The following is a 21,062-nucleotide window of genomic DNA, read 5'->3' as shown; positions in this document are numbered from 1 at the left end:
TCGATGGCATGAGCGATGAACCAGAAGCGAACCCTCACCTTCGGGATGCGTTGCTGATCGCCAGGCAGCAGTGGCAGCTCAACGAGATACGCGAGCTGGTGCGCGCCTTCGCGCGAAATGGGACGTCGACGGCTCCGCCGGAGGCGTACGCCTATCTCGAACTCATGGTGGATGCGATCGTGGACGATCCGGAACAGGTAATGGCGCTCAACGCGGACGTGAGTCGGCTACTCAACGACGGGGGTACGACCTTCGATCCAGACGGTCGCCAGGCCGGCTGAGCTTCACGGCCTCGGCGTCCCGCTGCGTGGGTCGAGGCCAGCCTTCCATCGCTCGCGCTGTTCCTCCGGGGTCACGATCTGCCCGTGCGGGTCGGTGATGGGGACGAGGAACTTCGGCGTGCCTAGCTCGCCTTCGGCGGCGGCCTGTGCCTCAGCGAGGCTTTCGTAGTAGCCCAATGGCCACCGGTCAGCACGTTTCAGGACCCAATGGTCGACGCGGTACATCATCAGCGTTTCGCGGGTGATCTTGTTCACGGCCGGCCCGTGGTGGATTAAGAAGCGCGGTTGGATCGCGTCGTCGAGCACCAGCCAGTCGCTCTCCCCCACCCGAATCGTTCGCACGAATCCATTCGAACATACTTTCGAATCTCTGGTCTAATGGGGGCATGAGCACGAACCGCCGATATCCCGAAATGGGGATCGGCCGCGGCGTGGAGGAGATTCTGATCCGAGCCCAGCCGGTGAGTCTGACCGATGCGGAGCTCGACGTCGAGCACCACCCGATTCACCGGCCGGCGGAGCCGCGGCCGGTGCGGGCGTGGGTGCGTTTCCCGGAGACGGTGATCCGCCCAGAGTGCGAGGCGATCGCCTGGACGGATCGCGCCGTTCAGGTCCGTTGGACGTCGGTCAACGGCATCGTGCGTACGGCATGGGTGTGGCGGGGCGCGATCGAGGATGGTTGGGACCGGCCGCCGATTCCCCCGCGGCGATAGGAGTCCCTTGTCAGGCTCGGTCGCCAGCCGACCGCTCCGTAGCCTGTTGTTCCAGCCGCTCCCGGGCTTCGGTGATCAGCCGGCCGAGCGCGAACAGGGAGGGGATGGCCTCCGGGTTGCCAAGGCCGGAGTCGTCGACGAGCGTGACTTCGAGAGGGTTCTCATCCTCTGAACGGTTGTTGACCGCGGCGCGGATCGTGATGGCATCGATGTCGGCGTGGAGGACGTCTTCACCAGAAATTCCTCCTGTCATGACCACTGTGCCGTCGCCGCGCCGTTCGAACGTGCCCGCGGAAGTCGCGGTGGGAGGCATGTACCAGAGCAGATCGGCCGCGAATCCGGAGTCCGCCGGCAAGCCCATCTTGGCCAGGAAGAGCCGGGTGTACGTCGGGGCGAGCTTGCTCGTCTCCTGCGCCAACCATTCGGAGCGGAGTTCTTCTTGCTCGGCCGCTTCCTGTGCGCGCTTGGCCTCAATCTCGGCCAGCTCAGAGCGGTACTTGGAAAGGGCGGCCTCTGCCAGTCGGGAGTTCGTCATGCGGTGCCGCCGTTCGTCCGTGCGCGACCGGTGTACGTGAGGCCGGCACGGCGCAGGGCGTCGGCCGGCGTGCCGTCGCTGTAGTCGGGGGCCTCCCCCGTCATCGGCAGCGGCGCATTCGCGCGGGCGTACTCGTGCACCTGGTCGCTGAGTGCGTCCCAGGTTGGGATCTCACCCACCGGAGTGGTGACCAGCTCGACGCCGCACGTGATCCCTTGTTCGGTGAGGTATTGGCGGGCTGCCGTGAGGTACGCCTCGGCGTACGCGGCCAGGTCGCGCGCGAACAGCGCTTCGACGTCCTCGACGAGCTGCTGCGCGGCCGCGGCCCGCTCCTCGGTCATCCCCTCGGTGAACGTGGCTTCTGCGGCCGCGTCGCGTTCGTCGTCGTACAGGTCGCCCAGACCGAAGTCGTAGAACACATCCTCCGCGTCGAACGGCAGCCGCACCGGCTCGGTGCGGTAGCGCAGCAGCTCGGCGTCGTCGTCGCCGGCGGTGCTGTGGACGATCTGGCGCACGTAGTCGGCTTCCCATGATCCGGGCCGGCCGGCCAACAGCTCCTCAACGCCGCCCAGGTTGGCGGCAACGGCCGTGAGGACGTAGGTGGCGATTTCTCCGAAATCGACGGGCTCGACGGTGGCCTGCTCGGTGCCGGCGCCGCGCACGCGCGTCTGACGCGCCGCCGCGGTGAGTGCGGCGATCGCGTCGGCTACCGGGTTGGGCTCGGCAGGCTCGACCGCCTGCAGTGTGGTGGTCATCGTGTGGTCCTTCCGGATCGATACTCGAGGACGGTCTACAGGTTGGCCGCAGCGGCCCCCTGGGGCAGCTCACGGGCTCCCACGGGCGGGAACGGCTGCCCGTTGTTGTACTTGGCTTCCAGGCGCTCGACCTCGGCCATGACGGCCTTGTGGATGAACTGCGAGAGGTTGCGGCTGCCCTCAGTGGTCATCGTGTAGAGGATCGCGCCGCGCACGCGGTCGGTGTCGGCGGGGTCTTGGTAGAACGACACCTTCGCCCGTGACTTCGGCTCGCGTGGCGCGGGCTTCGTCGCGGCGCGCTCGGCAGCCTGGAGCTGGCGGGTCTGCTCTACCTGGTCGGCGTCCTCGTGCTGTTCTTGCGTCCACCGGGTGGCGTCGACGGCAGTCGGCGCGGCCGCGGGTGGCGGCGTGATGGGGCTCGATCCGGCGAGGCTGGATTTGCGTGGTGCTGGTCGGTTCATGATGCGGCTCCTTCGATCGCAGTCAGGTGGTCGGCGTAGATGGCTCCGAGTTCTGTCGCTTCGGAGCCGCCCCACTCGTCGAGGCCGCGTGCGGCCTCGGCCGCGTCGGAGATGACGACGCGCTTGGGGACGACGGGTGAGAGCATCCGCAGCCCTCGGGCCGTGATGGCTTGTCCCAGCTCGTCCAGCCATGTGCGGCCGCTGACGGTCTTTTCCTCGTGCTTGTTGACGATGACGCCCGCGACGCTCAGTCCGGGGTTGTAGTAGGCCCTGACGTTCTCGATCGTGTCGAGGAGCTGGCCGAGCCCGTTGGCGCTGAACAGCTTGGATTCGGTGACAACCACAACGGCATCGGCGGCCGTCAGGCCGTTGATGGTGAGCTGGTCGAGGCTGGGTGCGCAGTCGATCAGGATCAGGTCGTAGTCGTCGACGACGCTGGCCAGGGCCTCGCGCAGGCGGCCTTCTCGGCCGGCTCCGGCGATCACGAGTTCGTCGCGCACGTAGCCGAGCGTGACGCCACTGGTGGGCACGACGTCGAGGCCGGGCCAGACGCCGGGAACGATGACGTCGCGGATGGTCTCAGGTGCGCGCGAGCTGAGCGCGTCGGCAAGGCCGGCCTGGTCCTCCCCTACATCCTCGGCCGCGGCGATCGTCGTCAGGTTGCCTTGTGGGTCGTTGTCGACGGCGAGCACGCGCCGGCCTGCACGCACCGCGGCGCGCGCCAGGTGAAACGTGGTCGTGGACTTGCCGACGCCGCCCTTCTGGTTGCAGAGGGCGAAGATTCGAGCGGTCACGTTGGTTACCTCCAATGGGTCTAATAGTACTGTTACCGTCACGTCATGCTGCTGCGTTGTGTGCGCGTGGCGTGACAGGGCCGGGGAGCTGTCGGGCAGCTCCCCGGCCCTGCTTCGACTCAGAACGGGGTGTCGTCGTTGGTGTCGGCGGCGGCCGTCGCGCGCTGGACGGTGACGCTCTGTCCGCGCAGGCTCACACCGATTTCGTCGGCGCGGACCTCGTGCTGAAGCCGGGTTCCCTGCTCGCCCTTGTACTCGGTGATGCGGTAGCCGCCGGAGAAGGTAACGCGGATGTTTCCGCCTGCCTCGGCCGCGTCCACGAGGTTCTGCGCCTGGTTGCCGCTCACGGCGACGTCGTAGGCCGTGGCCGGACCGTCGCTGTAGGAGCCATCCGACTGACGGATGCGGTCGCTGACGATGACGCGGGCGTAGGTGTACGGGCCGTGCTCCCCCTCCCGGAGCGTGGGCGTCTCGGCCAGGTTTCCAGTGCGAGTGATGTAGCTCATTTCGATTCCTCCCAGAATGATGGTGCCTCTAACAGTACTGTTGGGGTTTATAGAGTTGCAATGACCTAGTAGCGCTCGACCTCCATCTCTCGGCCGTCCATCTGGGGCGGGTACAGCACCCACTCGATGCCGCTGACCGGGTTGGGGTTCTCGACGCGGACGCCGCGCACGGGCGAGCCGAACTCGATCGGCCCCAGCTCGTCGGTGACGCGCAGCGGCGTGCGGTAGATGCGGCCGCCGTGGCTGAGGATGCGGTCCCCGATCCGCAGGTCTGCGAGTCGAGTGACGATGATCTTGGACATGGCTTCTCCTATGGAGTGATCTAACGGTAATAGTACTGTTAGGGTCGTTGGGGCTGTTTTATGTTCCTGCTGGTTCGTGCCGGTGGATGTCGACTGGGCTACTTATGGCCCTTCGTTCACCTCTAATAGTACTATTACCGGCGTTGGGGGTCAAGTCACTGGCAGCTGTCACATTGCAGGGCTTCCATCGGGTCGATGGGCACCACGTACTCGGCCGCAGGGGAGCGGTAGTGGGCATCGCCTTCGTCGTCGCCCGCGGCGTGCGCCTCGATCCACATGTCCGCGCTGGCTGGCTCCCCGATCGCTCGAAGCATCCCCGCCAGGGCCTCGACCTCGCCGCAGCTCAGGGTCGGCCCCAGGTCGCCTGCCATGTCTCCGGCGGAGAACACCGCCGCGAATCGAGTGACGTCGCTGGTGTTGGTAATGAGTGTGCTCATCGCTTCTCTCCCTCTCCCTCTCCCTCATGTTGTTTTGCCGGGAAGGCACGTAGTGCCGTTCAGGGAGAGCGGTTGGAGTGCAACCCGCAGGGCGGCGGGGGAGAGAATTTCCGCGCGAAATAAGGGAGCTTGCGACCGCGTGCGGAAAATCTCGGCGGAGCTGGCTCCCGCAGGGAGCTTGCGCGGAGGCCGCCGACCGTAGAATGCCGCAGGCTTCCCGGCAAAAGACAGGGGCCGAAGGCCGTACAGTCGGCCGGCTCCGTCCGGCCGTCCGTTGTCGGCGCCGGCTCCGTCCGGCGCCGACCGCTCTGGACGGTGTTCAGTCGAAGCCGGGGCCGAAATTGTCGGTCCAGCATTGCGGATGAATGCCGGTTCGGATCAGCTCGCGTTCCGCGGCCGGCCTCGCGGGGGCGGCGTCCTGAATCAGCGCGCCCGCGCGCAGCGCGGCGGCTTCCGCGGCCGTGAGCTCGACGACGCTCGACCGGTGACAAAACATGCATGCGGGTGTGGTGTGCGTCTCGGTGGTCATGAGTCCTCCAATAGTGGTGTTGGGGTTAGTCGGCGGCGAGGTCGTAGCCGCCGAGCGGAGAGCGGCCGGGGACGTGGCGGCGTCCGTGCTCGCCGCGCTCGGTGAGGATCGGGACGCCGGGCCGCTGCCAGGCGGCCGGATAGGTGGCGGTGACCCATGCGGCGACGGCCGCGATCCGCTGCTTGTTCTCGAACCGGGCGAGCTTGCGGGGGAGGATCGGCAGCTCGCGCCATCCGGGGAGGGCGTGGTCGTGCCACGCCTCGACGGCGGCGCTCTCGTTGTCGGTGATGACGTGCCAGGCGCAGCGCGGGCAGTTGGCCTGATACCGGCCGCCGCCGGGCAGCGGGGCGGCGCTGTGGTCGTGGTCAACCTCACGGCACCAGGCGTCCGCGGTGAACATGTGCAGCTCGTGACCCTCGGTGACGGTCGGGCCGTCCAAGTAGTAGGCGCGGTGCCACATGTGGCTGCGGGGGATGCAGCCGAAGTGCCCGTGCTCGGCGCAATAGCGCTCGAACGCGGCGACCAGGGCGGCGGGTTCGTAGTAGTCCGCCGTGTAGCTGAGGGGCGCGCCATCCCAGGGGGTGGCGGCGACCGCCTCGCGCTCGAATTCGGCCAGGTCGAACAGGGTGGGCTCACCGGTCATTGCAGTTACCTCCAACAGTACTATTAGGGTCAGGCGGTGGCGAGCTCGGCCGCGGGCTCGGTGAGCGCGTCCGCGAGGGTGTGCGCGGCGCGCAGGACGTTGGCCGCGGTGGCCTTGATGGTGTCGGAGTCGCAGTTGCTCCACCCGGCGACGTAGCCGACGCTGTAGGCGCTGGTGTCCAGTCCGAGAATGCCGGCGACGACGTAGGCGACGCTCTCGGCTTCGGTTTCCTTCACGCCGCGGTGCTCGATGTACTCGGCCTGATCCTCCTCAGCGTGCAGGATCGCGTGCGCGGCCTCGTGCAGGGCCGTCTTGGCTGCCTGGGCGGGAAACAGGTTCGCGTCGATGACGATGCGTCGGGCCTCGGGGTCGGTGTAGCCGTTGGCAGCTCCCGCGATGGGCTCGCACTCGACGGTCCAGCCGGTGCCGGTGAGGTAGTCGGCGGTGGCCTCGAAGATGCCGCGGGCGTCGTCTCCGGTGAGCGGTCGCGCGATGTCGGCCGGGTCGCCGGCTTCCTCGTCGATGAGGTCGGTCTGTCCCATGTCGAACACGGAGACGGGGAAGAACCGCACGCGGCGCTGTTCTTCTTCCTCGCCGGTTCGTTCGTTCTCGACCGTCTCGCGAATCTCGCGGCCGCCAAAGATGCGGATACCGCGCTCGCCCTTGCGCACTTGGCGGTTGAGCTTCTGCCAGGTCCTGTATCCGGCGACGTGGGTCGCCTCGGGCCGCTGGGCGAAGATCAGCAGCAGGTTTCCCAGGCTGTAGCGGTGGAACGACTGGGCGAAGTTCAGGAAGGCCGCCCATGCCTCGGATTCGCGCAGCGCCTCGACCTGTGTCGCGATCGTCGCTTGCAGCTCCTCGGCCTCGGCACGACGCTCCTCGGCGCTCTTGGTGCTGGTGATCTTGCGGGCCATCTCGCTACCTCCGGTGACGGTATTAGTACTATTAGGGCCACTCAGACCCCCTCCACGTTTTCTTGCCGTGAAGGCACGAAGTGCCATTCAGGGCAGAGGAGGGAGTGCAACCCGCAGGGCGGTGGGGGAGAGAGTTTTCGGCCGATGTGAGGAGCGCAGCGACGCGGCCGAAAAGTCTCGGAGGAGCCGGCGGCGCAGCCGCTTGCGCGGACGACGAGGCCCGTAGAATGCCGCAGGCTTCACGGCGAGAAAACGAGCGCCGCAGGCGCGAGAAGCAGCCGGCCGCGTGCGGCCGTCGTTCACGGCCCGCAGGGTCGCGGGGAGTGCGAGGGCGCCGGCCCTCGTGTCGGCCGGCGGCCGACTCGCTCAGGCGATCCGCTCGTCTCCCAGCATCGTGTCGACAGGATCGGGCGCGATCGCTCGGCGGCCTTTGCTCGCCGTCGATGCCGTAGCCGCGCCGCTCAGCAGTGCACGTGCCATCCGGAAGTCGGCTCGACCGTTAGCGTCCCGCGGGTGTGCGCCATAGGCGTTTGTTCCCAAGTCGGGGAGGAGTGCGAGCTGGCCGGGTCCGGGTCGGCGGCTCGGGTGGGTGCGGCGTGGGGCGCGCATCCACGTCTCCTCGGCCTGCCACCACGCCCACAGCTCGCGCTCGACCGTGTAGCGGGCTGCGCGCGCCTGCAGTCGGCCGTCGACGTCGAGCTGCACGGCGGCGGCTCGACGGTAATCCACCGATCGCCGTCGCCATCCGTGGCGGGTGAGGACGAGGACGCCGGCACGGGTGAGCCGATCGAGGGCCGGCCGCACCTGGTTGACGGTGCATCCTGCGGAACGAGCGAGCGCGTCGACGGGTTGAGGATCCGTTGTGGTGCGGGCGTACATGTTCCCCGCGTGGAAGCCGAGCCCCGGTCCCAGCGTGAAGAGGTCGTGGGCAGCGTCCCGGGTTCTCTGGGTCAGGGTAGCCAGGAGGGTGGATCGTTCTGCGGACCCTGCCCCTGCGGGGCGCGGGTCCGCTTGTGACCGACTTGTAGATGCAGAGCTGGGGATAACCGATTGAGGGTCGATGGTCCAGTGCGCACCATGTGGACCATCGGCAGCGCGGGTCTGGGCGACCCACCCGTCCGCGGCGAGCCGTAGGAGCGCCGTCCTGGCCGTCTCCCGGCCGATCCCGGCAAACAGGGCGAGGCGGCGGGTATCGGCCTCTAGAGAGGCGCTGAGGGCTTTCAGGGCGAGCATGCACAGGACGTCGAGCACGCGGCGGTCGGCTGGGCCTCCTCGGTGGGCCCAGCGGCCGGCAGATGCGTCCGCTCGCGCCTGGACGTGGCGGACGTGGGCGGCGATCGCGTCGGCGCGGGCGTCGAAGGTGGGGTCGTCTCCGACCTGCCGGTCTGTGGTGGCCACGAACCGTACGGCCTTGTCCCATTGCCGGCGGAGGACGTGTGCGGCTCCGCCGCGGCCGCGAGGGCGGCGCTGTAGGCGATCGCGGTAGGACCGGACGTGCTCTAGGCCCGGTGCGTCGTCGACGAGCGCAGCGACGTCGGCGTGACGCCATCTGGCGGCCGCGGCGCCGACGAGGATGCGCCAGAGTACTGCGGAGGCGTCGCCAGAGGCAGCGTCCTCGCGCAGTGCGGCGGCGCTGCGTGCGGTGAGCTCGCGGCGCGGGCCGGGGAGGTACAGGCGGCCGTGCTCGTCGACGGGGATCGGGCGCTTGGGGTCGATACGCCCTGCGGGCTCAGCGCCGTTACTGAGCTTGGCCAGGGCCTCGACCAGGCCACGCACCTGCGCGGCCGTGGTCGTGGGGGTGGTGAGCATCCCGAGGTCGCCGCGCAGCACCGTCGAGCGGCCGCCGTGGCGGTGCGGGGCACCTGGCGGGCGCAGGCAACCGGTCTGCGGGTTCGTCAGGGGAACGATGTCGAGTGTTGGGCACACGTTGCGCAGGAAGTGCGCGAGGGTGGCGATCGTGCCTGCGTCGACGCTCTCGGAGAGAGCGGCCCAGACGTGGCGGCCGTGTGAGGGGCCGGACTCGCAGACTACGTGCTGAATGCCGGCGTCCGTGAGGAGGCCGGCGATCACGTCAGCGTCACGAGCTGCCGCGGCCGCGGCACCGGGCGTCTTGGCGTCGAGGTCGAAGCCAAGGAAGCGGAAGCGTCCGCTGGCGTCGGCCAGGTACATCGCCCACGGGCGCGTGGGCTCCTTGCCGTCGACGCGGCGGTGCGAGGGGTAGCGGTTCTGAACGTCGCCGTAGGCGTCGACGACAGCGACGCGCACGCTCGGCCGAGGGCTGATGGCCGCGGTGAGTATCCACGACGCGCCAGGAGCGCCGGAATATGCATAATCCGTCGCGAGGGTTATGATGGCACCGTCTTTCACGTAGTGGTTGACACAAACAGGCCCCGGTCGCCAAACCGGTTCCTCACATCGCTTGATCTGTTTCCGTCGCCAAACAGTCCAGATCAGGCACTTAGCTTCGGCCCCCGTCTCGCAAGAGGCGGGGGCTTGCTCGTTAAGCCGCTGTGATGGGCAGCTCCTCGTATTCGTGACGTGGGGGGAGCGCGGGCGCGTATTCGGGCATGCCGACTTCGCGCGCGAGCAAGGACGCGATGTAATCGTTGACGCTCATTCCTCGGGCCTCCGCTTCTTCGCGGACGGCCTCTCCGAGAGGGTTAGCTACACGCGAGATGAGGGCCTGACGGTCGCCTTTGCTGTGGCGGCCGCCACGGTATCGCTGCGCTGTCATGTTCGTGAGCCTAGGGGCGTTAAGAAACTGATTCTGGTAGGCCACGCGGGCGTGTTGCATCACTTCGCCTCCGATGGCGTGACCTCGATCGTGCATACGACGTCGCCCATGCGCAGGCTGGTGCCGGGTTCGATCGTGTAGGGCACGCCTGGCTCGAACCGGCGGGGTGGGTCGGTCTGCGTCTCGATGCCGTTGCCGCTGTGGTAGTCGGTGACGACGATGCGGCCCTCGTCGTCGACGTCGATGAGGGCGTGGGTGCGTGAGAGCATCCGCTCGGGGCTCTCGACGGCGATCGGCTTGCGATCGCCTACGGCGATGGGATGGCGGCCGAGCACGACGCTCTCGCTGGTGTCGACCGACTCCTGGGTGGTGAAGCGCAGGCGCAGGCGCGGCCGCGTGTTGGCCGGGGGAGTGGGCTTGGCCATGACCGTGTGGTCCAGCTCCTCGACGGGGACCACCACGGCGCGCACGAAGGGCAGCTCCTCGACGGTGGTCGCGGCGTCGGGGACGACGGCCTTGACGTCGATGGGGTCGGCTTCCACGCGGTGAGGCTCGGGCGTCTTGCACTGGACGCACACGGCCTCGGTGACGGGTTGGAGTCGCCGGCAGATGCGGCAGCGTCCCTCGTGGACGGTGAGCCCGTCTGCCGGCGGGATCGTGCCGGCGGCATCGAGGAGCTGCACGATGCCCTCGGGCCGAACCCCGAGCGTCCATGTCTGGCTGCTGTCCTTGACGGTGAGGCGCACCGGCCGGTGCAAGCGGATGGCGATCGCTACGCATCGGGCGATCATGCCGGTTCGCAGCTCCTCGACGCTGGTGGCTTCGCAGGGCCGCTCAGTGCCGTTGATCGTGATGCTGCCGATGTACGTCGGTGGAGCATCTGTGAGCTGGTCGCTGGGGCCGTGGATGCTGGCGACGACTTTGGGCCAGTCCGCGACGGCTTCTGATGCGCGGAGGGCCTGTGTGGCGCTCATAGCCCGCGGGCGACGGCGGCCGCGGCGGCCAGCCACGCCCGTTGCGTCGAGGGTCGCAGAGCGCCGTAGTGCAGCACGCCGTCGACCATTGCCTGGTCGAAGGGGATCGTGACGGCTTCGCGAGTGATGTCGCGGTAGCCGGCGGCGACGCGCTGCATGTCGGCCGGGGTGGCCTTGGGGTCGGCCTGCGTGACGATCACCACGGCGTTGTCGGCCAGCCGAGCGGATCGCTCGTCGCGGTCGGCCAGCGCTTCCAGGAGAAGCGCGCCGGCCTCGGCGTGGTCGTCGCGGGTGGTGGTGGCCACCACGAGCTGGTCGGCGTGATCGATCATCCGCCGCCACATCGGATCGGACTCGTCGTTGCCGGAGTCGATGAAGATCAGCCGGTAGTACTTGCTGGCGACGGCGTGGATGGCGTCGACGTCCTCGGGCTCGATGCGCTGCTCTTGGGCGAGCGCCATCGGCTTGGACCGGAGAACGTCGAAACGGTCGCGGGTCTGGTGGTGCACGTAGTGGGCGAGGTCGGCGGACTGGGCGCTGGTGCTCAGGAGCCGATCGACCTGGGGCAACAACTCGAGCAACGTCGACTCGTGCGGCCCCTGCTCGGTCCGCCAGCCGAGCGTGCCGCGGGTCTGGTTGTTGTCCCAGGCGAGCACGCCTGCGCCGCCGTAGCGGGCGAACACGCCTGAGAGGAGGACCGTGCTGGGGGTCTTGCCAGCGCCGCCCTTGCCGTTGACGATCGCGATCGTGCGCGGGCCGGGCCAGTGCTGGGAGACGGCGAGCACGTCGGCGCGCTCTGCGCGCTCCTCCTCGCTGGGGCTCATGCGGATGCCGGCGCGCGTTGCCAGGCCGCGCCACCCGGTGGTGGCCGGCTCCTCGATCTGTTCCCGCACCAGGAACGACTGGCGCATGGCTCGACGTGTCGGAAGGTCTGCCCTCGGCGCCGCGGCGGCCGTGGCGGTGACCCATGAGCCGGGGCCGGCCGACGCCGCGCCGGTCTCGTCGGCCTCCGCCTGCTGGGGGGCAGGTTCCGCAGCGGGCTCAGGGGCCTGCGGTCGTGCTTCGCGGCTGTCGTCCTCGGTCACGGTCTGGTCCGGGTGGATGATCAGCGGCCATTCCCCGGCGGGGTCACGGGTGAGGACGTGCAGCGGCCGGCCTAGCTGTTCGGCGCGGGCCGCGACGATCGCGACGACCTGAGCGCGCGCCTCGTCGACGTCGCCTGCGGCAACCTCCGTGACGGTGCCACCGATGGATACCTGGGCGGTGCCGTCCTCGTTGAGGGTCGCGGTGGCGCGGGGCCAGGCGGCTGCTTCCGTTGTCGTGCTCATGTGGGTGTTTCTCCTTCCGCTCATCCGCCGATGGTGATTCCCACGGTCTTCATGAAGGCCACGGGATCGGTGGGGGAGCCGTTGATCATCACTTGAAAGTGGAGGTGACAGCCGGTGGAGTCACCAGAGGAGCCGATACGGGCGATCTGCTGCCCTGCGGTGACCTTCTGGCCGTCCTGGACGAGGATGCCGGAGGCGTACATGTGCAGGTAGACCGTCTGCACGCCGCCGCCGTGGTCGATCACGATCGTGCCGTTGGAGCCGTAGCCGACGCCGAAGCCGGTGGCGATGACGGTGCCGGTCTGGGCGGCGTAGATGGGGGAGTCACAGCCACCGGCGATATCGACGCCGGCGTGGAGCTTGTACACGCCGCTGATCGGGTTCACGCGCATCCCGAAGGGATCGCTGATGGGGCCGGCGGCCGGAAGCGCCCAGCCCTGAGCGCTGACGGTACCGGTGCCGGTGCCGACCCCGGAGCAGACCTGGTTGCCGGTGCCGGTGCTCAGGCCGAGCTTGGCTCCGGTGAGCCCTTCGACGACGGCCACGGCGGCGTCCCAGTACTTGGCGTAGTAGTACGGGTCCGCGTTGACCTGGACCTTGTGCGCGGCGATCGTGGGCGCGAGGGAGTCGCGGTCGGTGATCGTGGCCAGCTTCTTGAAGAAGTTCGTTGCGCTGATGTAGGGGTCCATGCGGTCGCTGAGCGACCCCCATGCCCCGTTCGCGCGCTGCTGGAACAGGCCGCGGCTGTCCGGCCCTACAGCGTCGCCGTAGTTGAGCACACGCAGACCGGATTCGCCCATCGCCGTCATGACGCCGATGGTCTGGTCGCGGGAGCTGAGGTTGAGATCCTTGCCGGCCTGGATCACGTACGCGGCGTTCACGAGCTGGTCGTGCCCGTAGCCGCTGATCGTGGTGGCGGGCACCGTCTTGGGGTCGATGGTGACCGCGGCAGCACTGTTCCCGGTGGGGTTGCAGCTCGCGGACGCCGACGACGTGAGTAGCAGCATCCCGAACACCGTGGCGAGGATCAGCACGGGCACGGTGATGATCGCTACGAGCCCCCCAGACTTGCGATCCATCGTCAGTGTGTCCCTGCCGGAGGGGTGAATCGGCTGGCGAGCCAGGGCGACGCGCCGTCGCGTCGCGTGAGGATGATCGTGTAGGTGCCGGCGTCGGTGGGAACGTCCACCGAGACGGCGTAGGTGCTGCTGTCGTCGACGATGGTCCCGTTGCCGGTGAGCTTGTGCGCCGGGATGTTGGCGGGGTCGACGGACTGGTAGTCCTGCTGCGCCTGCGGCGTCAGGAGCGGCGACAGGGCCGCCCACCACTCAGTGGAACTGAGGTCCGGGCGCGCGAACGCCGTGAGCGCCTTCTCGGCCGCGGCAACGGCGCTACTGCGCTGCGTGGCGTCCCAGGCGGGTGCCGGGTTCGGGTTGACGGTTCCGCCGCCGGACTCGTCGTCGAGCTGGGTGCCGGGGGGAGCCGGTGTGAACGTGTTCAGGTCCGGGATGGAGACACCGGAGGGTGTGGGGGAAGGGCTCTCGGTCGGTCGCTGTTCGCTGTTACCGGCGCATCCGGCCAGCGCAACCGTGACCAAGACGACGCCGGCTAGACCGAGCGTGCGCTTTCCCCCCATTACCCCTCCTCGTGCTCCTCACCCCGCGCTGGCGGCTGTGTCCGCCGTGAGTTCGCCCCCTGCTCTAGAGCTTCCTTTAGTTCATCCCGCAGGATGAACCATGTAGCTCCGAGCTTGTAGCCGGGGATCACTCCGTCTTTGAGCCACTTGTAGACGCCGGGCTTCGTGAGGCCCAGCATCTCTGCAACCTCTGGGACGGTCAGTGTCTCCTTGCGCCCCTTGAACAGCGCATCAAGCCCTGACGTCACGGGGAACACCGGAAGCCGCAAGCGCATGCAGACAGTGTAAACGAAAAGTGGCTCTGTTGCACGCTGTTTATGCGTGTGTATCCCTGTAGCATGCTGTTGCTCCCAGTAGAACGATCGAGTATTCTTGTCGCGTTAGCGACGTCGAACACAATTATCGAGGGGGGAACGGTGAGCGACGGCATTAATCCATGGATATCCCGACCCACTGACCCTGAGCCGGCATCTCCAACGACCAGCGCACCGTCTGTTGCGCCGCCCACAGGCCCGGTCGGGCCTCAGCGTGGGGTTCCGGCCCCGGATCGCGTCGACCAGCTGCCGACGTACGATCGCCCGCAGACAGCGCCCCTGTGGTGGCTCGGAGCGCACGGTGGTTCTGGTGAGTCGAGCTTGGCCGCGCTCGTGCCTGACTGGCTTGCTGCCGATCACGGTTGGCCGCGTCCCCCAGCGGGGATGCCGGCGCGTGTCGTTCTCGTCGCCCGCTCCCACGCTTATGGGCTGCGTGCCGCCCAGGCGGCCGCAACGCAATGGGCGGCCGGCCTCGTTCCGCACGTGGAACTGCTCGGCCTCGTTCTCGTCGCTGATGCCCCCGGCCGGCTGCCGCGCCCGCTGCGCGACCTGGCCCAGGTGGTCGGCGGCGGTGTCCCGCGCACGTGGAACGTGCCGTGGGTCGAATCGTGGCGTCTGGGGGAGCCGCCGGCTCTTGCGGATGCTCCGCGGGAGGTTCATCGACTCGTCGATGAGCTGAGCGCGCTGGTCACACCCGGTGCAACGGGCACCACCTACCGAAAGGAACAGCGATGAGCACGCTGCACACCATCCTGACCGCGGCGAACGACTTCCTGGCGCATGTCCCGGCGGTCGACATTCCGAACCCGAACCCGCAGCAGCCGCCCGGCACGGGCGGCATCACCACGATCATGGCGTGGTTGAAGTGGATCGGGTACGCGGTGGTCGGCGGCTCGATCATCGTTGGCGGCATCCTGATCGCGGTCAGCTTCCGCCGCGGCGAGGGCCACGACGCCCTCCCGAAGATTCTCTGGCCGATGGCCGGCGCGATCGTGATCGGTGCGGGTGCCGCGTGGATCGGCACCATCGCAGGAGGGTGAGGTAGTCGTGAGCGACGAGAACCAGAACGAGAGCCAGAGCCCGTTCACACGTCCGGGCTTCATCGCCGCCGCAATCGTCGTCGCGCTGATCGTCGTGTGCGGGATCATCCTCGTGGCCGTCAACGTGGGCAAGGGGAGCCCTAACGCGGCTCCCACGTCCAGTACGAGCACGTCTCCCAGCGTCATCTCGTCGCCCGGCCCCGTGTCGGGCGACTCGAGCGTTTGCGGCCTCCGTGGGGTCCAGCTTTCCGGTACCGTCAGCGCGGCTCCCGAGACGTCATGGAAGTACCAAGATGTGCTCGCCTACCCGACGTCGCAGACCGCCGGCCCCGGTGCCACGGCCGCGTCCGGATACCGATACTGCTTCCAGCACACCCCCGAAGGAGCGTTGTTTGCCTCAGCAAACTTCGCGATTATGTCGTTCGATCAGTCGCTCCGAAGCACGTGGCTCCCGTACGTACTGGCCCCCGGCCAGAACAGGGACAGCCTGCTCAGCTCCGGGCTCAATGCAGCGAACCCATCCGGCATTCGAGCGTCGATCGCGGGATTCCGCGTGCTGTCGTACGACGGCGAGCACGCGCAGGTCGACGTCGCCTTCCAGGCCACGACTTCCGGCCAGATCGTCACTGGGTCGTTCGTCGCGAAGCTCATTTGGTCTGGCGGCGACTGGAAGCTCGACTCGTCCGCGCAGAACCCGGCGCAGGTTGATCAGCTTCCGAATCTTGCCGGGTACACGGCCTGGGCGGTGGGATGACCAATGGCTGGACAAGACTGCGGATTCCTCGGCACCGGCTGCGTCGTGCAGGACTGGGTGAACAGCGCGGTCGGTAATGCGATCGACAACATGGCGAAGGCGGTCCAGGAGGCTTTCGGTAAGGCGGTGGCCTCGCTGGGAACGGTGTGGGTGAACATCGGCACTCCGAACCTGACGGGATCGGGTGGCAGCTCGTCGATCGCCGCGGGGTCGTCGGCTCCGAATTCGGAGGGCATCACGACGGTGCTCAGCTATGTGACGTGGGTGTCCTTGGCCATCTGCGGTATCGCCATGATCATCCTCGGGATGATCGTGGCTTCTCGCTTGCGATCGGGGCAGGGGATTGCGGCGGTCGGCCGCGCCGGCATCATCTTGGGCGCGGTGGTCCTGATCAGCGGGGCGAGTTCGCTCGTCTCGACGATCATCGCCTCGGGGCCAAGCGGCGCCGGAGGCGCGGTCGCGTTTCTGCAGGCGGGGCTCTGGTGGTACATGGGCGCGCTGGCCGTGCTGTCGGTGATCATCGGCGGTGCCCGGATGGCGTGGGAACAGCGCGCCGAACCGGGACGGGAGACGCTGAAAAGCCTCGTGACGCTGATCATCGTCGCGGGTGCCGGCGTGACCGTCGTCGGCCTCCTCGTCGCGGCGTCCGACTCGTTCTCGGTGTGGATCATCAACAAGTCGCTGGACTGCGATGTGGCCGCGACCGGGTCCACGTGCTTCGGCACGAACGTGCTGAACCTGCTGGCGCTGACGACGAACCCGGCCGCGGGCGGCCTGGGCTCGCTGCTGATCATCATCTTGGGGCTGATCGCGATCCTCGCGACGGCGTTTCAGATCGTGCTCATGGTCGCCCGCGGGGGCATGCTCGTTATCCTGACGGGCATCCTGCCGCTGTCGGCGTCGTTCACGAATCTCGAAACCGGCAAGGCGTGGTTCCGCAAGAACGTCGGCTGGCTGCTGGCGTTCATCCTCTACAAGCCGGCGGCGGCATTGGTGTACGCGGCCGCGTTCCAGCTCGTCGGCACGAACGTGTTCAAGGACGACGGGACGGGCCTGCTGGCCGTGCTCACGGGCCTCATGCTGATGGTGATCGCGCTGTTCGCGATGCCGGCACTGATGAGGTTCGTCACTCCGCTGGTCGGCTCGATGGCTGGTGGCGCGGGTGGCGCGATGGGCGTGGCCGCTATGGCCGCGCTTCCGACCGGAGCTGCGGCGCTGGGACGTCTCGGGACGGGTAGCGGTAGCAGCGGCTCCGATGGGGGCACTGGGAGCACGAGTTCGACCGGCTCGACCGGATCGCCCTCGGGCAGCCGCGGCGGCGGCGGTGCGCCTACGTCTCAGCCCGGCGGCGGCGGTGGTGCGTCCACGGGTGCAGCGAAGTCGACTGGTGCGGCCACGGGCTCCGGTGGTGGAGCTGCGGCCGGTGGCGGAGCTGCGGCCGGTGGCGCGGCCGCTGGAGGCGGTGCTGCTGCGGGTGGCGCGGCGGGTGGTGCGGCCGCGGGTGCGGCTGCCGGGCCGATCGGAATGGGCGTGGGGGCAGCGGCCGGCGTGGTCGCTGACGGCGCGAAGAAGGCCGCACAGGCCGTTCAGAGCGTTGGCGAACAATCTACGGAGGGAGGCCCCAGTGGTGGCCGTTGATTCAACTCAGGAAGGCCCTCGGACCTACGGCAACTGGCGGCGTCCGACGTCGCCGGGCCTGCTGGGTCTGGGCACGGTGGGTACGGGCCTGCTGTTCGTGGCCCTGTTCGCGATCCTGATCGCGCTCATGTCTGCCGGCATCCTGGCAGCGCTGATCACCGCGGCGATCGCGGGCGGTCTGCTGCTCCTCCTGGTGCTCAAGAACGCCGATGGGCGCAGCGTCCTCTCCCGCGCCTCCAACCGGATCGGATGGGCCTCCGCCCGTTCGCGCGGGACGCACCTCTACCGGTCCGGCCCTCTGGGCCGCACCGAGTGGGGCACCTACCAGCTTCCCGGCGTTGCGGCAGCGACGCGGCTCAGCGAGCACACGGACTCCTACGGGCGTCCGTTCGCGCTCGTCTACACGCCCGTCAGCAAGACCTACGCCGTGGTGATCGGGACCGAGCCTGACGGCGCGTCGCTGGTCGATCCGTTGCAGGTCGACACCTGGGTTGCCGACTGGGGTCACTGGCTGTCCCACCTGGCCGACGAGCCGGGTATCGAGGGCGCTTCGGTCGTAATCGAGACGGCCCCGGAGTCCGGCACCCGCCTGCGCCGCGAGGTCGAGCTGAATCTCGACCCGGACGCTCCCGAGTTCGCCCAGGCGATGCTGCGGGAAGTCATCGACACCTACCCCGCCGGCTCGTCGACGGTGAAGGCGTTCGTGACCCTGACCTTCAACGCGATCCCGCGGAAGGGTGCACAGCCTCGCAAGCCGGACGAGATGGCGCGCGAGCTCGCGGCACGCCTGCCTGGCCTGACCGGCAACTTGCAGGCCACCGGGGCGGGTGCCGCTCGCCCCCTCGCGGCGCAGGAGTTGTGCGAGACGATCCGGATCGCCTACGACCCGGCGGCCGCACAGCTCATCGACGAAGCGCACGCCCAAGGTGAGACGCCCGAGCTGTCGTGGCCGGACGTCGGGCCGACCGCGCATCAGGCGTCGTGGTCGGACTACCGCCACGATTCTGCGACGTCGGTCACCTGGGCGATGACTCAGGCTCCGCGGGGAACGGTGCAGTCGGGTGTTCTCGCCCGGCTGCTGGCCCCGCATCGGGATATCGCTCGCAAGCGGGTGACGATCCTCTACAAGCCGATCGATCCGGCCCGTGCGGCCGGACTCGTGGAGTCCGACCTGACGGCCGCGCAGTTCCGTGCCAGCGCGACGCGAAAGCCGCAGGCGCGTGACACCCTCGCGGTGCGCGCCGCGGCCGCGACCGCGCAGGAGGAGGCATCCGGCGCCGGACTGGTGAACTTCGCCATCTTGGTCACCGCGACGGTGCTCGACCCGGCCAGGGAGCCGGAGGCGGCCGCCGCGATCGACAACCTGTCGGCCGGCGCGCGCCTGCGCGTGCGCCGTGTGTACGGGTCGCAGGACTCGGCTTTCGCGATGGCGCTGCCGTTGGGGCTGATCCCGACCAAGCACGTTCAGGTTCCCTCCACGCTCCGGGAGCGGGTGTGATGACGATGGCGACGAACAAGAAGCGCAAGAGCACCAAGAGCCCCGCTCAGAAGGCGCAGACGACGACCGAGCCGCGCCCGCTGCGCCCCAGTGGGCGCGGCTGGATCGGTCGCGGCCGCGGTACTGCCGGATACGTGCAGGCACCCGTCGAGTACCGCGGCACCACCGTTCAGGTGTGCGGGCTGTGGCCGTTCTCGGTGGGTACGGGCGCACCGCTCGTGGGCGTGCCGCTGGGGCGGCACCTCTACACGGGTGCGACGGTCTGCGCGGACCCGATTTCGTGGTTCCAGCGCGCGAAGCTGATCAGCAACCCGAGCGTGTTCGTGCTCGGCTTGCCGGGCCTGGGGAAGTCGACGACGGTTCGACGGATGGCCGCCGGCTTGGCCGGCTTCGGCTCCATCCCGTTCATCCTCGGAGACTTGAAGCCGGACTATGTTGACCTGATCGAGGCCCTCGGCGGACAGGTGATCCGCCTGGGCCGCGGCCGCGGGCACCTGAACGTTCTAGACCCTGGCGAGTCGACAGAAGCCGCGCTGCGGCTGCGTGAGGCCGGGTATGAGAAGGAGGCGGAGGAGGTTGAGGCGGATGCCCACGGCCGACGCCTCACGATCGTCTCTGCCCTGCTGACGATCCTGCGCAAGCAGCCGCCGTCCGACGTCGAGGAGTCGATCGTCGACCAGGCGCTCCGCATCCTGGATCGTCGCTTCGTCGACCAGGTGCCGGTGCTCGCCGACCTGCTAGCGATTGTCCAGGAAGGCCCGGCCGAGCTGCGCGAGGTCGCCGTCGACCGTGGCGACTTTGCCGAGTACCAGCGCACGACCCGCGGGCTGGAAGCATCGCTGATCAGCCTCGCCCGCGGCGGCCGCCTCGGGGAGACGTTCTCTCGGCCGACCACGAATCCGATGCGCCGTGACCGTCCGGTGGTCTACGACATTTCCGGGCTAAAAGAGACCGACGTCGACCTGCGCGCCGCGACCCTGCTTGCCTGCTGGTCGAACGGGTTCGCCACGGTGAACGTGGCGAACGCTCTAGCTGAGGCCGGCCTAGAGCCGCAGCGCCACTACTTCGTGATCATGGACGAGCTGTGGCAGGCGCTCCGCTCCGGTAGCGGCATGGTGGATCGGGTCGACTCGCTCACCCGTCTGAACCGCCAGTTCGGTGTCGGGCAGGCGATGATCACCCACACGATGCGCGACCTCGACGCTCTCCCCACGGAGGAGGACCGGATGAAGGCGCGCGGGTTCGTCGAGCGTGCCGGCATGGTCGTGGTCGGCGGCCTTCCGCACTCGGAGATGCCGCTGCTGACCACCGCCGTGCCGTTCTCGCTGGCGGAGCAGAGTCTCCTCACCGGCTGGTCTGCGCCGCCGTCGTGGGACGCCACGACCGGCAAGGAAACGGAGCCTCCCGGCCGCGGCAAGTTCTTGATCAAGGTGGGTGGCCGCCCCGGCATCCCGATCACGGTCAAGCTGACCGAGACGGAGCGCTCGACCAACGACACGAACAAGCGGTGGCACGCGCAATCCCGTGTCGGCCGGCGCCTGCACGCCGTCGAGCCGGAGGAGGCGGTGTCGTGAGCACGCCGAACAACCGCCGCCGCGACCCGGGCGGCCTGTCGGCGGAGTCGATTCTGCTCGCCGCCGGCATCGTGATCGTCATGGTCGGTGTGGTCGGGGTGAACCTCGCGGTTCGGCTCGGCCACCAGCTCGACCACACGGGGATCACTCTCAGTAGTGACCCCTTCACGCTGACGTTCGAGGTCCTCATGGGCAAGGTGCCGTGGCCGGCGTCGGGCACGTGGATCATCGCCGTGGTCGCGGCGATCGTGCTCGTCCTCGCCGTGCTGATCATTGTGGCGATCGCCCGCTACCGGAAGGGGCGGACCCGCGTCGACCGATCGGCCGCGTACCTGGGCCGCGGCCGCGACGTCGCGGACCTCAGCCGCAAGAGCGCTCTGGAGAAGGCTCAGCGCCTCGGCGTGCCCGACGCGCCCGGTGTTCCCATCGGGCGCACTGTCGCGTCAGGGCAGCCGCTCTACGGCTCCTGGGAGGACATGCACATTGACATCTGGGGGCCGCGCTGGCTTTGTCAAGTTGAGTTGGCCCACCGATGTCGTCGTGATTCGGCCCACACGGTACGGCTGATAGTCGTTGCCGGTGCGGACTGCGCTGGACCTTTTGTCCGAGGGAGAGCCACGGGCATGAAAAGGCTAGAGGAGCTGGGTCTCATCGCTCGGCGGAGTCGAGCGGACTGAGAACGTTTGGAGCGGGGAAGCACGA

27 protein-coding genes are annotated in these 21,062 nt (G+C 68.5%); 9 read left to right on the top strand and 18 right to left on the bottom strand.

Going from position 1 to position 21,062, the window contains the following annotated elements; genetic code table 11:
- Positions 1 to 8 precede the first annotated feature (8 nt).
- Complete coding sequence (locus JNB50_RS22595; RefSeq protein ID WP_039920823.1) at positions 9 to 281, top strand: hypothetical protein; 273 nt, start codon at positions 9 to 11, stop codon at positions 279 to 281.
- Positions 282 to 284: 3 nt separating this feature from the next.
- On the opposite strand, the gene JNB50_RS22590 is transcribed toward JNB50_RS22595, so the two are convergent.
- Entirely contained in the window at positions 285 to 623 is a 339-nt protein-coding gene (locus JNB50_RS22590) for a hypothetical protein (protein WP_208042382.1), read from the bottom strand.
- A gap of 44 nt (positions 624 to 667) precedes the next feature.
- Between JNB50_RS22590 and JNB50_RS22585 the strand changes: the two genes are divergently transcribed.
- Positions 668 to 994: a hypothetical protein gene (locus tag JNB50_RS22585; RefSeq protein ID WP_147295977.1), complete on the top strand. Its 327-nt coding sequence runs from the start codon at positions 668 to 670 to the stop codon at positions 992 to 994.
- 10 nt (positions 995 to 1,004) lie between these two features.
- On the opposite strand, the gene JNB50_RS22580 is transcribed toward JNB50_RS22585, so the two are convergent.
- The 17 genes from JNB50_RS22580 to JNB50_RS22500 form a co-directional block, all read right to left on the bottom strand.
- Positions 1,005 to 1,529 carry a hypothetical protein gene (locus tag JNB50_RS22580; RefSeq protein WP_021756249.1) on the bottom strand — a complete coding sequence of 175 codons (525 nt, stop codon included), beginning with the start codon at positions 1,527 to 1,529 and terminating at the stop codon, positions 1,005 to 1,007.
- Positions 1,526 to 2,284: a hypothetical protein gene (locus JNB50_RS22575; RefSeq protein WP_021756250.1), complete on the bottom strand. Its 759-nt coding sequence runs from the start codon at positions 2,282 to 2,284 to the stop codon at positions 1,526 to 1,528. The genes JNB50_RS22580 and JNB50_RS22575 overlap by 4 nt, the downstream gene beginning before the upstream one ends.
- Before the next feature lie 35 nt (positions 2,285 to 2,319).
- The gene (locus tag JNB50_RS22570; protein ID WP_021756251.1) at positions 2,320 to 2,745 is read right to left on the bottom strand and encodes a hypothetical protein; all 426 of its coding nucleotides are present in this window, start codon (positions 2,743 to 2,745) and stop codon (positions 2,320 to 2,322) included.
- Positions 2,742 to 3,539 carry a ParA family protein gene (locus JNB50_RS22565; RefSeq protein ID WP_039920825.1) on the bottom strand — a complete coding sequence of 266 codons (798 nt, stop codon included), beginning with the start codon at positions 3,537 to 3,539 and terminating at the stop codon, positions 2,742 to 2,744. The genes JNB50_RS22570 and JNB50_RS22565 overlap by 4 nt, the downstream gene beginning before the upstream one ends.
- A gap of 119 nt (positions 3,540 to 3,658) precedes the next feature.
- Positions 3,659 to 4,045, bottom strand: coding sequence for a single-stranded DNA-binding protein (locus JNB50_RS22560; RefSeq protein WP_021756253.1), 387 nt, complete (start codon positions 4,043 to 4,045; stop codon positions 3,659 to 3,661).
- 65 nt (positions 4,046 to 4,110) lie between these two features.
- Positions 4,111 to 4,347: a hypothetical protein gene (locus JNB50_RS22555; RefSeq protein ID WP_021756254.1), complete on the bottom strand. Its 237-nt coding sequence runs from the start codon at positions 4,345 to 4,347 to the stop codon at positions 4,111 to 4,113.
- A 155-nt stretch (positions 4,348 to 4,502) separates the two neighbouring features.
- On the bottom strand, positions 4,503 to 4,784 hold the full coding sequence (locus tag JNB50_RS22550; RefSeq protein WP_021756255.1) for a hypothetical protein: 282 nt from the start codon (positions 4,782 to 4,784) through the stop codon (positions 4,503 to 4,505).
- 319 nt (positions 4,785 to 5,103) lie between these two features.
- A complete protein-coding gene (locus JNB50_RS22545) occupies positions 5,104 to 5,313 on the bottom strand; it encodes a hypothetical protein (RefSeq protein WP_021756256.1) in 210 nt (69 codons plus the stop codon).
- 25 nt (positions 5,314 to 5,338) lie between these two features.
- Positions 5,339 to 5,956 (bottom strand): DUF6349 family protein, encoded by a 618-nt coding sequence (locus JNB50_RS22540; protein ID WP_021756257.1) that lies wholly within the window; start codon positions 5,954 to 5,956, stop codon positions 5,339 to 5,341.
- Positions 5,957 to 5,985: 29 nt separating this feature from the next.
- Complete coding sequence (locus tag JNB50_RS22535; protein WP_021756258.1) at positions 5,986 to 6,870, bottom strand: ArdC-like ssDNA-binding domain-containing protein; 885 nt, start codon at positions 6,868 to 6,870, stop codon at positions 5,986 to 5,988.
- A gap of 366 nt (positions 6,871 to 7,236) precedes the next feature.
- Positions 7,237 to 9,135: a hypothetical protein gene (locus JNB50_RS22530; RefSeq protein ID WP_021756259.1), complete on the bottom strand. Its 1,899-nt coding sequence runs from the start codon at positions 9,133 to 9,135 to the stop codon at positions 7,237 to 7,239.
- 235 nt (positions 9,136 to 9,370) lie between these two features.
- Positions 9,371 to 9,604, bottom strand: coding sequence for a hypothetical protein (locus JNB50_RS22525; protein ID WP_183428951.1), 234 nt, complete (start codon positions 9,602 to 9,604; stop codon positions 9,371 to 9,373).
- A 59-nt stretch (positions 9,605 to 9,663) separates the two neighbouring features.
- A complete protein-coding gene (locus tag JNB50_RS22520; protein WP_021756260.1) occupies positions 9,664 to 10,578 on the bottom strand; it encodes an FHA domain-containing protein in 915 nt (304 codons plus the stop codon).
- Positions 10,575 to 11,906, bottom strand: a complete 1,332-nt coding sequence (locus JNB50_RS22515; protein WP_021756261.1) for an AAA family ATPase — start codon at positions 11,904 to 11,906, stop codon at positions 10,575 to 10,577. The genes JNB50_RS22520 and JNB50_RS22515 overlap by 4 nt, the downstream gene beginning before the upstream one ends.
- A 20-nt stretch (positions 11,907 to 11,926) precedes the next feature.
- Positions 11,927 to 12,985: a M23 family metallopeptidase gene (locus JNB50_RS22510; RefSeq protein ID WP_021756262.1), complete on the bottom strand. Its 1,059-nt coding sequence runs from the start codon at positions 12,983 to 12,985 to the stop codon at positions 11,927 to 11,929.
- 2 nt (positions 12,986 to 12,987) lie between these two features.
- Complete coding sequence (locus JNB50_RS22505) at positions 12,988 to 13,542, bottom strand: hypothetical protein (RefSeq protein ID WP_021756263.1); 555 nt, start codon at positions 13,540 to 13,542, stop codon at positions 12,988 to 12,990.
- Positions 13,542 to 13,817, bottom strand: coding sequence for a helix-turn-helix domain-containing protein (locus tag JNB50_RS22500; protein WP_021756264.1), 276 nt, complete (start codon positions 13,815 to 13,817; stop codon positions 13,542 to 13,544). Before JNB50_RS22500 ends, JNB50_RS22505 begins: the two co-directional genes overlap by 1 nt.
- A 42-nt stretch (positions 13,818 to 13,859) precedes the next feature.
- Between JNB50_RS22500 and JNB50_RS25885 the strand changes: the two genes are divergently transcribed.
- Genes JNB50_RS25885 through JNB50_RS22465 form a run of 7 tightly spaced genes read left to right on the top strand, consistent with a single transcriptional unit; the run spans position 13,860 to position 21,037 of the window.
- Complete coding sequence (locus JNB50_RS25885; protein WP_307794843.1) at positions 13,860 to 14,591, top strand: DUF6668 family protein; 732 nt, start codon at positions 13,860 to 13,862, stop codon at positions 14,589 to 14,591.
- On the top strand, positions 14,588 to 14,896 hold the full coding sequence (locus tag JNB50_RS22490) for a hypothetical protein (protein ID WP_021756266.1): 309 nt from the start codon (positions 14,588 to 14,590) through the stop codon (positions 14,894 to 14,896). The genes JNB50_RS25885 and JNB50_RS22490 overlap by 4 nt, the downstream gene beginning before the upstream one ends.
- A gap of 7 nt (positions 14,897 to 14,903) precedes the next feature.
- Positions 14,904 to 15,650, top strand: a complete 747-nt coding sequence (locus tag JNB50_RS22485) for a hypothetical protein (protein ID WP_021756267.1) — start codon at positions 14,904 to 14,906, stop codon at positions 15,648 to 15,650.
- A 3-nt stretch (positions 15,651 to 15,653) separates the two neighbouring features.
- The gene (locus tag JNB50_RS22480) at positions 15,654 to 17,288 is read left to right on the top strand and encodes a hypothetical protein (RefSeq protein WP_185279202.1); all 1,635 of its coding nucleotides are present in this window, start codon (positions 15,654 to 15,656) and stop codon (positions 17,286 to 17,288) included.
- Complete coding sequence (locus tag JNB50_RS22475; RefSeq protein ID WP_374113197.1) at positions 17,278 to 18,786, top strand: SCO6880 family protein; 1,509 nt, start codon at positions 17,278 to 17,280, stop codon at positions 18,784 to 18,786. Before JNB50_RS22480 ends, JNB50_RS22475 begins: the two co-directional genes overlap by 11 nt.
- A complete protein-coding gene (locus JNB50_RS22470) occupies positions 18,786 to 20,360 on the top strand; it encodes an ATP/GTP-binding protein (protein WP_021762744.1) in 1,575 nt (524 codons plus the stop codon). Before JNB50_RS22475 ends, JNB50_RS22470 begins: the two co-directional genes overlap by 1 nt.
- Entirely contained in the window at positions 20,357 to 21,037 is a 681-nt protein-coding gene (locus JNB50_RS22465) for a hypothetical protein (protein WP_208042381.1), read from the top strand. Before JNB50_RS22470 ends, JNB50_RS22465 begins: the two co-directional genes overlap by 4 nt.
- Positions 21,038 to 21,062: the final 25 nt, after the last annotated feature.

The organism is Leifsonia sp. TF02-11 (genome assembly GCF_017565305.1).
In the GTDB taxonomy this organism is placed as follows: domain Bacteria; phylum Actinomycetota; class Actinomycetes; order Actinomycetales; family Microbacteriaceae; genus Leifsonia.
Note: the sequence above shows the minus strand (reverse complement) of the source record. Positions and strands in the feature narration are given on the sequence as shown.